This is a genomic window from Chitinophaga sp. YR627 (assembly GCF_900114995.1).
GTDB lineage: Bacteria > Bacteroidota > Bacteroidia > Chitinophagales > Chitinophagaceae > Chitinophaga.
Window position 1 is genome coordinate 398,071 of record NZ_FOUX01000004.1, and the last position, 15,946, is coordinate 414,016.

Consider the following 15,946-nt stretch of genomic DNA (forward strand, 5'->3'; position numbering starts at 1 on the left):
ACTTATTTGGTTATTGGCGCCTGATATTGATAATCGTATTCCTTCAACACCTTTCCATCGGCATCTTTGATCACTTTCAGTCTGCCAAATCCATCATATTGATAATATAGGAATTCATTTTTAGGATTACATATAGCTGTAACGCCAAACAAAGGTTGATACGTATAGCTACTCATAGTGGCATCTACCGGATACAGTCTGAGGTCATCAATGATCACAGTACCGCTCACAGATACACTTATCGTATTAGCTGGTAATACGTGTTCATAATAAAGCCATCCATTTCTATTGCCCTTCTGTACACCGCTTGTACCGCTAATAGTTGCCGCACCACTTTTACTCCAATACGTCACCTTATACCTGCCAGTTGCGTTTAATCCCGTTCTGGAAATAGATCCCGTAGATAAGTTGTATACTTTATTACCGGACAATGCACTGGCGTCTGTCACCGGCACACCGGTAAAAATCCAGCTACCCTTACCATCTTCATCAAAGCCAGAATAAGCTATTTCACTAGCCGAAGCATTAATAGCTTCTGCAATCACTTTACTACCGTTATATCCATATATATAGGCATGCTTAGTATCGCCGGTTTTACTTTGCTCACTAAGATATCCCTTAGCAGTATATTGACTAAATGATATCAGGTCCTTAAAGAGATTAGCATCTCTGTTAAATGAAGCTACATTAAATGCACCAACGGATGCTGTAGGAATAGCTGTTGTTGACATCAGTGCTGCCATTCCTGAACTTCTGATACCGGAACTATGTTGAATGTACTGATTAATATATCCCCCTGTAAGATATTTTGAGGCACCCTTCGTCTTCCAGTTCTCTACAGCTATCTCTTTCTTATACATATTCTGCGCCTTCATTGCCTGGGCTACCGAGGTGGTATACTCATAAGGGTAAGTAACAACTTTTTCCAGTTTTTCACCAAGGCTGTTGGTCAGCGCAATTACTTTTACATTGTACGCTGTATCGTAACTGTACTCTGTTTGAGATTGGAAAGCCTGACCGTTTGCGTACTCCGTAACAGTTGACTTCTTAAGATCTTTTCTGCCACCGCTCGGAGCAAATGTTCTGGATGCATAATAATAAACCTGTTCAACGCGCTCCCATTCAAATCTCGGATATCTTGCCAGATATTTTACAGGCCCTAGAGCGACACAAGTAAAATTAAGCAGGCGTTGAGTATTATTATAATAACTATCTACTAATGTCTGATACTCATTTTCCGTCTTCTTAATCATTACGCCGCTCGTGTCATATATTAACTCTTTGTCTAGTTGTCCGTAGCTCCAGCTAAAATATGATGGTGATATAAAAGGAAATACGTTATATCCTGCAAGCCCTCCGGGTGTATAAGAACTAAAATAGCGTTCTATACGTCCATTAGTTTTACCATTATTAATTTGTCTTTCTATTACCCTGCTGTAAGTAACAGGGCTACCATTAATGGTCGCCAGTGATTGAGTCGCAGAACTTACTCTTACGATTGCATTCATCAGTCCATAATGCGTATAAGTAACATATGGTTCCATCGTTGTTGTAATTGGCACATCCTGCTGTTCGATCCACACCGGATACTCATAAACCGGTAAAACGCCGAGTGATCCGGAACTTTTTGTACTATTTTCCTGTGTGTATTCAAATAACCTGGCAGTCGAAGGAGTCGCGCGAATACCATCATATGCTTTTATCGACTTTACTCGCAGACCGCCTATGTAGATATTCTTGGTAATGATCCTGATTGTATCAGGGTTAAGATTATGCACTTCTTTCCAGCTCATGGTCATATAGTTGTTGTAGTTCATATTCGTAGTATATACATACCATTTGTATGAACCTTTTGCCAGATTGGAAAGCGAAAAGGAATAATCCTTATTTGTATAAGAGCCGTCATTGCTGATTGTCTGAGTCGTCAGCACCTGATTATTATTATTCTTCACTTGTACAATGAAGTTGCAACCTGAGCCTGTGCAATCTGCAGATTGATACACATTCACATTAAAAGTAGTGACAGTTCCAGCATCTCCGTCAAAAACGAATGGTTCTGTTGTCGGTGTATTACTATTGCAATAAACTGACATATTGTAGTCTTTTTCTCTTATATATGTTACAGCCGTATCTGTCAATCGCGGGTCTTCAGACGTATTCGCCTCCATTTCAAAATCAACATATCCTCCCGTCGGATAGCCCATTCTCTTCAAAGTACCAGTATTGACACGGGTAGGATCCGTATCTCGCTTACCACCCTGTAAAACAGCCCCAGTCAGCTCATATCTATATGTTGGCAGCATATCATTACCAGGGTTTGTATTATAAAATCCCCAGTGATCTTGGTTATTGTCAAGACGCGATGGTAAGAAACCTGCATAGTCAAAAGAATAGCCTTTTTCCTCACCACTATTACTATATGGACTAACTTTTCTAAGCGCAAGCCTGTTAATAGAATAATCATGGTAGAGATTATATCCACGAGTATATGTTCCATCACTAATGCTAATCTGCTTAAGCCTTACCAAACCTTCACTAAACTGCATATCTTCCCTTGGCGTCGTATCGTAGCTAAAGCCAACATTAGTTCCATCCGGAAATTTTACATTCTTAATGCGCACCCCATCCGTGATCAGTGTTGAATATGACGTCTCCCTTGTCTTGGATGGAAAATCATTAAGTCCATAAGTCATCGTTACAAACCTACCCGTCGTGTATTTGGTATGTTCAGACTCATATTCCAATACAATACTATCTTTCTGTGATGGCGAGATAATCTTAGTCAGATACCAGGCAGATACCCATTTGTGATAAGACCCCGAAGTACCGTCATCACTGAATTCAATTGCGTCGAAAACATACTTCACTCCACTTTCGTCCGTCACGGTAAACTTGGAGATCATATCAGACGTCATGCCGTTTAATACGGCTCCATGCTGTTTTTCGACTTTTAGCTTATTGGAAGTCTGCATAAGAAAGTCATTATTCTTCCCATACATAAACTGTCCTGACTGACCGGAAAAATTAAAACTGAATATATCGTTCTGCCCATCTGCATTTTTCGTAGCTATATAGTTAAAAATACTAGTTGCAGTTCCCCCTCCGCTACGTTTATTGCCCTCGGATTCCGAAGGAATTGTCATATAGTTCATAAATCCAAAAGGCACCGCCTCATCATAGATATCACGTACAGTACGTGTAATAGCGCCACCGGCACTTAGTGACCACCCGCTACCAGTGTTGGATGCTACCTCATCTACACGTACACCACCAGCGTGATAGTCAAGTGAGATATCAAGCTTCAAAGTATTATCAATATTACTATAGCTGTAAATTGGCACATTAATCTGAGGTATTCCTGTTGCCGGACCGACCTGCACATCGCCGAACTTACCCAATGCTGCTGCATTAGGACTTGGAGGTGTTATATTAATTAATGACGGTTGGTCTGTTGGACTCTGCGCAGATATATTCCCCCAATTTATAAAGGAGAACAATATGACCAGATAAAGCGTTCCTGCTTTTCCTTTCATTTCTTTCATTATAATTTAAATAGTTACTTAGATTCCTTTCCTGAAATTGTGCACTCGTAGTTTGATCCTGAATATAAGATTGTGCTTTCGCTGACATAGCAGTACCGATAACAAGCATTGAAACCGCAGATTTAATAAATACTTTCATGGTAACTTGCTAAGGTTCAAAATGCTATACCTCACTGGTAGTCCCAACCACACCTCAAATAATGAAATCATAAATTTGTATTGAGGTTTGGTCGCTATTGATGATTCATTTGAAATTGCATCAACAAGGTGTTTCACCTTGCCAAAGGCATTGAGATTGGTACTAGACATACTGTCTCAAATGCTTTTTTTTTATTTTAGTTCAGGCATAACACCTCTTTAATTATCTACATCATTTTTCTACACCAATTTTGTGAATAAAACTTACCGGACCATTGATATACGATATGTAATAATTTTTAAAAAGTGAATTATTTAGCAGTAAGATTCATCAAAATCAATGGAAACTATTGCCTGATTCTATTTTGGACCTAACTGTTCTGCGATTAATCGCACCTTCTCTTCCAGATCTCTGTTCCTTTTACTTTCTTCTATCAAATGAAGGGTCAATTCCTCAATCTTCTGCAACAAGATCTTATTTATCTCTCCCAGATCCAAACCTTTTGCCACCACCTCTTTAGCAGACGGCACATCAGGCAAATGCTTGTTAGTCTTGATATAACTCTCCAATTCCGCTAACGAAGGCAATTGATAATCCGGCGCAAACACAAAATCTGCCCATCCTTCCTGTGTGACTTTTACTCTCTTCGAAAAAATATCGCCATTCACTGCTAACTTCGACTGAGGGTTAGTTATACCTATACCCACGTTGCCGTTAGGTAAAATAACGGCATCAACACCGTTTACATCACCGCCGAGAGTCAGCCCAGCTGTAGTGGTCCCAAATACCTGAGCGCCTACCGTACGGGTAAAGCCAATACAATAAGCCGTCCCTCCTGTAGAAACTCCCAACCTAAAATCGCCGTTCACATCCAGCGTAGTTGTGGGCGCGTTGGTACCAATACCTACTCTGCCAGTATTGGTCACATTGATAACCCCTGTTCCCGGAGTAGTGCCTCCCATTTTCAACACAGATCCACCCTTGTATATAAAAACGACTATTGGTCGCTGATTGCAAAGAAATCGCCGCAGAATCTTCCGCCGTACCGTAGATACTTAACCGTACTACAGGGGCCGTCGTTCCAATCCCGACATTCCCCGTATTTTCAATTTTGTTGGTTTGCGCAGTCAATGCCAATGGCAAAAGTATGGCTGCCATGAGCGGCAGGAACGAAAAAAAACGATACATAATGATGTGGTTTATTAAAAATAGTTAGTAAATCATATTGTGTCTTACCAACAGGGTCAGTATAGCAGACAAAGTTCAGGGTACACCAATGCCAATGAATTAAAAATTATAGCCCAGCCTAAGCTTAATCGGGCTTGTAGAAGGTGTGTTTTGCTTTGCCAGAAAATCATACAACAACATGATATTTCCCTTAAGCTTTGCATTCACGTTATATTTCTTACTCAAGCCCAGCAGTGCGCTTCCCTGCCAGCCACTCCAGTCTACCTGCTGACCTGCATGCGTAAGGGTAGAAACATAGTTTTGCTCGCCCCCCCCGTTAACATAGAAGCTGCCTTTCAGTTTCCAGTCAATGAATAACCTTAAACCGACACCCTGATGGCTGAGCACAATGTTGTTCCAGCCCGAACCCAATCCCAGCTTGTAAGACGCACCAATGCCCGCCGTCCCGCTTTTATAGAATCGATAACCCACTTGCCCCGCAATATCAGAGGTAGTTGGAAAATAATGGTTGGATTTCTGAAACTGGATATTGCCTCCAAATTCCAATCGTTGCACGAAACTTTTCGTCTTCATCGGATTGGGTTTAAAATCGGGCATATCACCCGCATTGTCAAGGTCAGGGAATTTTTCCTTCAATTCATTTAGCTGTGTTCTGGCCTGTTCCATCTGCTGACTGGCAGCCTGCCTGGCCACAGGATCACTCCCCAGGCGTTGCTGGATCATCTGCTCCACCTGCGAACGGGTTTGTAAACCTTCCAGACTCTGAGCAGTATTGCTTCCGGTAGCGCCCAGATTGAACATACCCGCTATTTGAGAATTTTTACGGAGGAAATCATTGTATGCATGCATTTTTTTTAGCAATTCTATCGCTTTTGCCTCTGCTTTCTTTCTATCCTTCAGCAGGGCCTTATACTCGCTAACCTGTTGACCATAGTAGTAAGCCTCCTTATTGATCTTCATCAGATCTTTAGAAAAGCCAGTATACTTCGATAACTGCTCTTTAAGTTCCTTCTTATGCTGACGGATATAAGCCTTGATCTGGTCGGCCTGCTGCAACTTACCCTGCAGCGACTCAATACTCCTGGTTACGCCAGATAACTTCTCTTTTGAAGCACAAAGCAATGCGCCTTTCCCCTCCAGGAATTTCAGCGATCCCCCCAAACTATCCAGGTAAATATTTCCCGCAGGCAACTTACTTGCGATCTTACTCTTCAGCCCAGACTTAAGGCTTCCCAAACTATCTATAGATTTCGTGAAGATACTTTTAGCAGCTAGAGAATCCGCTTTCCATAGACGGGCCTTCATCTTCTTCTCTTGCTTCAACAGGCGGGTCAATGCTTTGTCAGCACGTTTATTTACCAGCCGTTCTACGCGGTCCGATTTCTTTTTGACTTCTGACAAATACTTACCAGGCAACTGTTCTGCCTTCTGCAAACTGCTATCCACGGCTACGACCGATAACTTCGGCTGAGTCACACCAATAGGGTCATGCAGATTCATTATAAGAAAACTTATAATAATCCCACCATTCATACGTATAGGTTAAGATTTAAACTGATTTAATCATTCACGGACAAAATAAGAGCAGCCAGATAAGGTACAGGGCAACATCAAATTTTAATAAAGTCAAAGGTCACAAAATGAAATGAAAAACACATAATACATTCGTTGTACGATGCTACCTAACATATCTCCACCTTTGTTCAACAAAGAAAGCAACAGTATGCGCAATCTATATGCGCGGAGAGAAAAATCATAATCTTATTTTTTACAGCTTAATACAAACACCAACGACAGCTCGCTTAATACATGACACTGTTAATTATTACTGACATAAATTATCTACATTATTTTTCCACACCTGTCTTGTAAATAAATCTTATCGAACTATTGATGGTATAGTTTTGTGTTTATTCCAATTTTATAATGACATTTTATATAAAAACTTGCTGCAGATTAATATTACACAAATGCTAGCCCACATGTATTAATGAGATTACTCCCGATATGTATCTACATAGATTTGTCTGAACAAAGGCATAGAAGCTTAATGATAAGGGTGGTCCATAACACATGCAGTACTGACTAGCCGTTTACTGGCAATGCTACAACGGTCAGGGTATTACAATAATCTATTCTAAGTTTTAAAATTAAGGTTGGGATATATACACTGACAGGCTAGGGCTAAGGTATATGGCAAACTCAAACTTCTTGAACAAAGTTGCTGATTCACAATCAAAAAAACACATACCATACCAATGTTACTATTCAATCTTAGTGTTATATACCAGGCACGCGCTATAAATGCGTACCTGGTATATAACACACAAATGCCGTCCGCTATAAGCGCGACGGCATTTGTATTTTATGTAAAACCGCACGGCAAACAATGCGGATATACGACTATTTAGGATAACCAGGATTCTGTTCTAGGTTAACGTTCAGTGCTCGTTGTACCTGCGGAATGGCAAACAGCTCTCTGTATGATTCAGAAGCTTTGTGATCCCACCAGGTAGCAGTTGTATACTTACCCCAACGGATCAGCTCCTGACGACGGTAACCTTCAAAGATAAACTCACGGCCCAGCTCAGCTAACAATTCATCCATTGTCAGTGATGTAGTAGTATACTTATTCGCCTCCCATACCTCAGGTGCAAAAGCACGCTGTTTACACGCATTCACCAGGTCAACCGCTTCCTGTGTAGCCGTTCCGCCATTCTTACGCATGAGCGCCTCTGCTTTTGCAAAGTATACCCATGATAAACGGTATACAGCCCAGTCAGTGCTTCTGTAATGGGGATCAGTGATCGGGCCGAGTTTATATTTATTGAAGCGCACACCGCTATTCTCTTCTCCCTGCGTCATATCAGATACAGTGCTGCCAATTTTGTTCTTACGGATGTTATCAACAAATACCAGCTGTTCTCCGTTATATTCGTTACCACCACTTGAAATCACAGGATCAGTACCATTTGAACCATATTTCCATTGTGGTCCTGCTGATATCCATTCTTTCTTACGCATATCTGCATCACTGAAAGTGGTATACACACCAGGAATAACAACAACACCATCATTACCATTACGGTCATTACCATTGATAAGACCCTGGTTAAAGTGATAGAAGTCACCAGTCCACTGTGGCGTAAAGTCTGCCACCTGATAATCGTATGCGATAGAAAAGATGATCTCCTTGGACAGGTCGTTAGTTGGCTTATAAGTATCCGTGATATTAGGATCAAGCGCAAGTGCGCCGTTCATACCACCCGCTTCACCGCTGATGAGTTTATTGGCTGCAGCAATACAGTCATCCCATCTTGGCGTACCACTCCATTTCTCCGCATTCAGATACAGCTCAACGAGCATTGCATAAGCACCTGCTTTAGACATACGTCCGATCAGTGCCTTACTCAGTACTGGAGCATCTTCAATATGATCGAGGATCTCTTTTTCAACAAAGTCAAATACTTCTTTACGGGTTGCAGTAGGCGGACTAACCGGAATACCTACCTGCGTCACAATAGGCACATTACCCCAGATATCCATGATACGGAGATAGTGGAATGCACGCAGCAATCTCAACTCAGACACATATGCATCCTTTTCTGCCTGTGTAATCCCCATCTCACCAGCCTCACGGCGCTCCAGGTTCTCAATGGCAGTCGTACAAAAACCTAAGCCTGTCCATGTCAGATACCAGCAATCCAGGATCGGACCATCATCCACCAGCCAGCTATGATAATGCAAACGGATCCAGTTACCACCATCATAACCGTGACGACCTTTCTGTGGCCATGCCAGCTGATCTGCAGATAATTCGCTGAGACGCCACCAGCCATTCTGGCCAGGTGTTACCCAGGCATTCGCATGGGTATATGGTCTCAATACTGCAGATACTACTTCTTCTTTATTATTATAGAAATTACGTGTATCGATCTGGTCATACACATTTTCAGTCAGGTCGGTACAGCTGCTCCCAAATACAGGAAGTAATGCGAGCGCTGCAAATGTTGCTATTTTCGAAATTCGTTTCATCTTAAATGTTTAGTTAGGTTATCAGAAGCTCACATTCAATCCCAGCATAAAGGACCTTGTACTCAGATATGATCTACGGTTATCGCTGTTGTTCAGCGCATCAATACCCGGATTCAGACCTGTATCTTTTACAAAATCAGGGTCATTACCTGAGTAACCGGTGATGGTCGCCAGATTACCACCAGTGAAATACACCCTCATGTTATGAACGTATTTATTTCTGAACGGAACATTGTAACCAAGTGTAACCTCATCCAGTTTCACGTAGCTGCCACTTTCAAGATAGTAGTCAGAGTACTGGAAGCTATCGTCCAGTTTAGCATGCTTGGTAAATGCAGTTTTCAGCACATTACTTGGCAGACCTGCTTTATTACCATACAGCATTTCCATGGTGTTCAGTATATCAAAACCGAACTTACCACGCATGAATATGCGCAAATCCCAGTTTTTATATTTAAAGCTATTCGTCATTGACGCGTAGTATTTAGGGATAGCATTTCCGATCACTGTCTGATCATTGTCACGGCTGATCTCATCTGCCGGCCCCGTAGAACCATCTCTCTTATAAAAACGCCATTTACCTTCGTCGGTCAGTCCGGCAAAACGCTTACCGTAGAAATTACCCAGTTTACCACCCTCATATGTTCTCAGGGCATTTCCAAGTGCACCATAACCACCGATATCTCCCTGGTCCAGATACGTCATCTTATAGGTCTGGTTGGAGAAAGAAGCCATGGTGTTACTTGCAGTACTGAAAGTCAGATCGGTATTCCAGCGAAAATCTTTCTTATCCATCGTTACTGCATTCACCATCAGCTCGATACCTTTAGATTTGAACGTACCAACGTTATTCCAGATATCCTGTTGCACCTGTGAAGGCACCTGAGATTTAAATTTGGAGATCAGGTCTGTAGTTTTACGGCTGAACAGATCGATTGAACCGCCCAGACGTCCTTTAAAGAAGGTGTAATCGATACCGAAGTTCCATTCTGCTTTCTTTTCCCATCTCAGATCAGGATTGGGGTTGGTATTAGGACCATAAGTCTGACGCCACACACCATCAGGATAAATGTATGCACCACCTGTTCCTAACAGTACAAGAGAAGCATAGTTATCAAAATCAGAGTTACCTGTTACACCATAACCAAGTCTTACTTTCAGCTGGTCCAGGAAACTTACATTACTCAGGAAATCTTCTTTATGCAGGTTCCATCCCGCAGAGATAGCCGGGAAATTTCCCCATTTATTGTTAATACCAAATTTGGAAGAACCTTCACGACGTATGATAGCTGATGCCATGTATTTATCATTAAATACATAGTTTACTCTTCCGAAGAATGCGATCAGTGTATTGTCGTTTTTATAACTGTTAAGTGTCGCTTTACCTAACTTGATCTGGTTACCGGCGCCCAGGTTATCTTCATGAAATCTGTCATTGAGAAAACCGTAGTTACTACCGTCAAAGCCTTGTTCTACATCATAACGATAGCTGTAACCAGCTACTGCAGAAATATTATGCTTATTGGCCGTCAGACTATACTCAACCGTAGGCTCAACCGCATATTTTACCTTAAGCTCACTGTTCTGGGCAGCCCAGCCACCTCCCTGATAAGTTTCGATCGATAATTCTGATGCACGGTCAGCATACTGTCCATCCGTCCAGCTATCGCGGGTCACCGCACCGAAAATAGATGCTTTCAGTCCTTTCAGAATGTCCAGAGATACCTTTCCATCCGCAGAAGTCGTTTGCTGCTGACGTTTGTAAGTCTGCTGATGTAAACGTGCCAGCTCATTTGTGCTGGTCTGTTCAAAATACCAGGAGCCATCGTTGTTATAAGGAGAATAAGTAGGCTGGAAAGTAAAATATCCAACCAGATTACCACCATCTGTCAACAGATTCGCATTGTTAACATTGGTAGCAAGGTTGAACTGGCCTGTCAGGTGATTGTCAAGCCCTTTTGAAGTAATGCTCAGACGACCGCCATATTGCTGACGTTCGTTCTCTTTCAATATACCTACCAGATTAGAATAATACACACTGGCGCGGTAAGTAGTATTTTCGCTACCACCGGAGAAAGCCAGATTATGATACTGTGTAAGGTTATCGTGGTTGATCAGCAGATCAGGAAAATCAGTTCTGTGACCTTTGTCTTCTGAATTAATTTCACCACTTGCAATCTTTGCAGCATATTCATCAGCCGTCAGAAACTTAGGCATACGCTGTAAATACTCCTTACGGAAATAGGTATTGTAATCTACCCGTGGAGCACCTGATTTACCGCGCTTGGTAGTGATCAATACAACACCGCCATTCGCACGTGTACCATAAATAGCAGCTGCAGAACCATCTTTCAGTACGGATATAGACTCGATATCATCTTGTTGCAGCAGGTCCAGGTTACCACCTGGAATACCATCCACAACGATTAATGGTCCCGTGTTACCAGTCAATGAAGTAGCACTACGCAACTGAATAGCCGGACCATTATTCGGGTTGGAGCCACTGGTACGTGTGATCTGTAAACCAGCTACCTTACCCTGTACAAGGTCCATCGCGTTACGCGCACCACTCTGTCTGAAATCTTCAGCTGTAACAGAAGTGATCGCGGAAGTAACTTCTGTTTTCTTCTGTGTACCATAACCTACTACCACCACATCTTTCAATGCAGTAACATCAGCTGCCATGGTCACATTCGTAGCGCCTGAAGCATTTATAGGCTGTTCCAGTTTCTTATATCCGACAAATGTGAAAACCAGTGTAGTAGCACCTTGTGGAGCTTCCAGTTTATACGTACCATCTACTCCGGTCTGTGTACCTTTACTCGTACCCTGTATTTGTACCGTCACACCAGGTAAGGGACTATTCCCTTGTGCGTCCGTTACTCTACCGGTGATGACCTTGTTCTGGGAAAATGCTACCAGCGATAGGAGTAGCATCCATAAGCTGTGCAGGCATACCCGGGAAAAAAATGAGAAGCCTCTATTCATATATTTCAATTTTGGTAATAAAGCAGCGTATCTGGCAATACGGCCCCATCCCCATGCTGCACGTGGCACAGCAGGGATCAAACATGCGTTCCCTATCTCATTTACCTTACCGGTAATGAAAGCTGAGTTAATGAATCCCCCCTACGCTCTACATATCGCAGTTACACGGGATCAAACATTTCCTTAAGCTAAAGCTGGAAATAAGTTCATAATAGTTACTCGCAAAATGACGCTGGGTCCGATTAACAAAAGGTTTTTAACAAGTGAAATTATTTTTGTTCAATAACGTTTTATTTTTTTGAATAGACACATGATATACCGTTCGCGGGCATCGCATGTTTCCTTTTTTCCATTACGTTTTTTACGGCTTTTCAGATAGCGTCTTCTGCATAATCGTTTTAGCAATCTGAGGTAAAAATAGAGACTTTTTTCACAAAGCAAAATATTAACTGTTAATTTTAATTTGCATTAACAATTTTAAAATTCTGTTAACAATTAACAGGTTGCAAAAAATAATGGTATAAGTAAGGGATTTTTTGTCAACATCTATTTTTTGGACGTTTTACTACTTTTTATAGTAAAAATCATTCTAAATCTGTTTGTTAAAGATTTTATAAACATGCTGAAGAGAAACAAATAAAGGTTAACAATTGTAGGGTATTAATGGTTAAGCTTTAACACTTTTACTGTCACGAGTAACTGTCCTGTGTGTCGCATCGTATGTTCTGCCGCATGAAATAATAAACCCATGACGGTCGATGGTAATTGCTTTCTGCCTACGCCTCTAAATGCTGTCAGCGTTGCTTCGTCTGTCACTTTTAATTTTTCGATCGTCTTTGTGATCTGTTCATCTAATGCCGTCAGCAGCATTGCTGTTGTAACGTCTCCCGGTGTCTTCTCTCCTGCCAGATAAGCAAGCTGCTCATCAGATAAAGCCTGGCCATCCGCATATACAGATAACCTGTCCAGCACTCCGGCAATATGTCGCAGATGAAATCCTACGGAAGCAACACCTGCCGGCTGTTGCCATAACAATGTATCAGGAAAGTCCTGCAACAGGGCATGTATTTCCTCCTGCGCCTGTAACAATGCATGCGCGACTGGTTGCAGTAAAGCGGGTACCCCGGGAAGCGGCCCCCGCATCCATACTTCTGGTTGAGCCATGAGAGACAAATTTTTATACCACGAATTACGGAAGATCTTTTCAATAAAAAGAGGCAGCCCGCCCGCCGGTGAACTGCCTCCTGCTCTATTATATATAATAGCCCTATAATTTTAATACCACATACCTGATGTTCTTTCTGTCATAAGTATAAGTGATATGTAATAAACCATCTTTTGTCTGTATGATCGCCGGATAGCTGAACTCTCCTTTTGCCTCCTTTACCAGTACATATATATCTTTCCAGTGTTCTCCATCTTTGGATACTGCTACCCTCAGCTCATTTCTTCCGTTCCACCAATCCTTTCCGGACATAGCCGGATTATACACCAGCACCTGCTGGCCCTTCGCCGTGGTAACCGCATCTATACCTGAATTAGGATTCAGCATTGACTGTTTGGTCAGTGGAGACCAGGTCTGTCCGTTATCGGTGGACCAGGTCTGTACGATCGCATTCTGTCTGCTACGGCAAAGCATCTGTAAGCGCTTACCGGCATGAAACAGGGCTGAAGGTTGTATCACCCCAAAAGTATCACAGTCGATCGGCACACGCTTCCACTGGTGGCCGGTACTGTCAGATAGTTCCACATGAATATGCCAGTCCTTCTCATCCAGGCTTTCCGTGCTGGAAGGATGTAAGATGCTGCCATCTGCCAGTTGTACCGGCTTATTCTTGATAGGACCCAGTATATTATCCGGCAAACGTTCAGGCGCAGACCAGCTACGACCATTATCTGTACTGGAGATCATCATACCCCACCATTCCCGGGGATTAGGCCCTGCTTTATAGAACAGTATCACCCGTCCTGCTTTTGTGGTGATCAGTACCGGGTTCCAGGCGGCATAGCGGGTACTATCATTGACTACCCCACTGGCTACTATTGAAGGCGCTGACCATTTCCCCTTATGAAAGCGGGCTACATAGATACATACATCCGGTGCGCTTTCCCTGCTTCCGCCAAACCAGGAGGCAAGCAGATCACCATCCGGCAGTCCGGTAATAGTAGACGCATGGGCTGCCGGTACCGGCGGCTTTTCCATTATAAATTCCTCCCTGACAAGGGTGGCTTTGCGTTGTGCGTTGGCTGCGAACAATGACACGACCAGCAACGCCGCTATCAGCATGTACTTCTTCATCATATTATGAGACCTGTGTAAAACTGGCAAGGCCACAAAGATAACAATGTCTGCCATTGTTAGCTTTGCGGCCTTGCCCCCCATCTAAATTATAATTCTTAAATCCTGTCTGTTATTCTCCCATCCAGAAAATTTTTGCGTCACGTGTATTTTTCGCTCTTACCGCTTCGTAGCTGGAGTTATAGCCTGTCTCACTCGCAGGATACAGGAACCTGGTTGGAGGCAACTCATAACCAGCACGCGCAGAAGGAATTACAGTAATGCGTGGGTAACCGGTCCGACGGTACTCTGCCCACGCCTGACGGCCCTGCAATATGTTAAAGTGCAGCCACTTCTGTATATAGATCTTTTCCAGTTTTTCTGTTGAAGTACCCGTATAAGCAATGTTCGGTCCGCTGATGAATGCAGATACGGTGGCAGTTGACGGCTGTGGCAGCGATTCTCTTGCACTTGGGTTCTGCTTATTCAGGAAGTTAATGAACGCAATTGCCTGACGGATACCCAGTTCATAGCAGGACTGAGCAGTATAAGGTACCGGCAGCGCCCAGCGTTCAATAGCTTCCGCTTTCAGGAAGTTCACTTCTGCTGCTGACATATAAATACCTGGCAGTTTTCCATTTGTCAGATAAGTAGTAGAATCCCAGATAGAATAGTTATTCATACTATCCGTCTGACGTACCTCTGTCTGACTCATTGCCTGATACCAGCGGTTTGGTGTTTTATCCGCACGGGTATTCTTATCAAACATGAAAGGAATACGTGGATCGTTGGATGGTACCATTACCTTATTCAGCATGTACTCCGGTGCCATCTGTGCCCTGATCTCTGTAAAAGAGTTCCATGGCGTGTTGGTGTAGTTAGTCAGCTGATATAACAGAATGTCTGTGCTTGCAGGACTATAGTTGTCACCAATATTATCTCCATCTACCAGTGGATAAAGTATCGGGTTGGTCAGGATCTCACGGATTTCTGTTCTCGCTCTGTCTTCTTCAACATCTGATCTGGAAATACGTATCAGGTAACGCAGACGAACAGAGTTGATGTAACGGCGCCATTTATCAATACTTCCTTTCATCAGGTAATCCTGTGCATTGAAAGAAGCAGTAGCGATCGCGTTAGGAGTTGTTGCAGTGAACCAGTCAGCCAGGTCTTTCAGACCTACCAGTACGGTATCATACAACATACGCTGATCATCAAATTTCGCATTGGAAATAGTGTTGTCAATATCCAGAGAACCTGCTTCAGTGAAAGGAATATCACCAAACATATCCACCATCTGCGCAGTCTGGTCCAGTAACAATGCCTGGCCGGCTTTCATGAAGATGGTAAAGTTCGGACGTTCGTCCAGCGGAAGTTCACGATACAGACGCTCCATTGTACGATACTGCGCCACAATACCGTTACCGGTATTATAGTTAAGGTCGGTACCCTGGTTACTTGGCGTGTAGTAATCATTCCACAGCGATTGAACAGGGTTGGCTGGCTGCAGATATCTTTCTTCTTTGTTATCAGCAGCAGCAGTCTGACAGAACGCAGCACACATTGGCAGAACAATCTCACGCATCTCACTATAGTTAGGTCTTACGCGGTTATTGTCCAGTATAGAAGAAAATAATTTTTCAATAGTTGGGTTGCTGGTTTTATCGGGGTCGATATAGTAATCATCCAGTTCGCCCTTACATCCCGCCAAGCCAATGCTTAACGCGATAAAACAACCTATTTTTATTAATGTTTTTTTCATAATCATAACTGTTT

Annotated in this window: 8 protein-coding genes; all 8 read right to left on the bottom strand. The window is 42.7% G+C overall.

Annotation, left to right across the window (positions count from 1 at the left end; translation table 11 throughout):
- Nucleotides 1-2: 2 nt before the first annotated feature.
- The 8 genes from BMZ72_RS22245 to BMZ72_RS22280 all read right to left on the bottom strand — a co-directional run bounded on the left by BMZ72_RS22245 (nucleotide 3) and on the right by BMZ72_RS22280 (nucleotide 15,932).
- On the bottom strand, nucleotides 3-3,542 hold the full coding sequence (locus BMZ72_RS22245) for a hypothetical protein (protein ID WP_089811908.1): 3,540 nt from the start codon (nucleotides 3,540-3,542) through the stop codon (nucleotides 3-5).
- A gap of 498 nt (nucleotides 3,543-4,040) precedes the next feature.
- Nucleotides 4,041-4,643 carry a hypothetical protein gene (locus BMZ72_RS22250; protein WP_089811909.1) on the bottom strand — a complete coding sequence of 201 codons (603 nt, stop codon included), beginning with the start codon at nucleotides 4,641-4,643 and terminating at the stop codon, nucleotides 4,041-4,043.
- Nucleotides 4,644-4,968: 325 nt separating this feature from the next.
- Nucleotides 4,969-6,369, bottom strand: coding sequence for a hypothetical protein (locus tag BMZ72_RS22255; RefSeq protein WP_089811910.1), 1,401 nt, complete (start codon nucleotides 6,367-6,369; stop codon nucleotides 4,969-4,971).
- Nucleotides 6,370-7,272: 903 nt separating this feature from the next.
- Complete coding sequence (locus BMZ72_RS22260; protein WP_089811911.1) at nucleotides 7,273-8,904, bottom strand: RagB/SusD family nutrient uptake outer membrane protein; 1,632 nt, start codon at nucleotides 8,902-8,904, stop codon at nucleotides 7,273-7,275.
- 21 nt (nucleotides 8,905-8,925) lie between these two features.
- A complete protein-coding gene (locus BMZ72_RS22265) occupies nucleotides 8,926-11,892 on the bottom strand; it encodes a SusC/RagA family TonB-linked outer membrane protein (protein WP_255373266.1) in 2,967 nt (988 codons plus the stop codon).
- 660 nt (nucleotides 11,893-12,552) lie between these two features.
- The gene (locus tag BMZ72_RS22270; RefSeq protein ID WP_089811912.1) at nucleotides 12,553-13,056 is read right to left on the bottom strand and encodes a DinB family protein; all 504 of its coding nucleotides are present in this window, start codon (nucleotides 13,054-13,056) and stop codon (nucleotides 12,553-12,555) included.
- A gap of 103 nt (nucleotides 13,057-13,159) precedes the next feature.
- Nucleotides 13,160-14,194, bottom strand: coding sequence for a sialidase family protein (locus tag BMZ72_RS22275; protein ID WP_177222893.1), 1,035 nt, complete (start codon nucleotides 14,192-14,194; stop codon nucleotides 13,160-13,162).
- Nucleotides 14,195-14,303: 109 nt separating this feature from the next.
- Entirely contained in the window at nucleotides 14,304-15,932 is a 1,629-nt protein-coding gene (locus BMZ72_RS22280) for a SusD/RagB family nutrient-binding outer membrane lipoprotein (RefSeq protein WP_177222894.1), read from the bottom strand.
- Nucleotides 15,933-15,946: the final 14 nt, after the last annotated feature.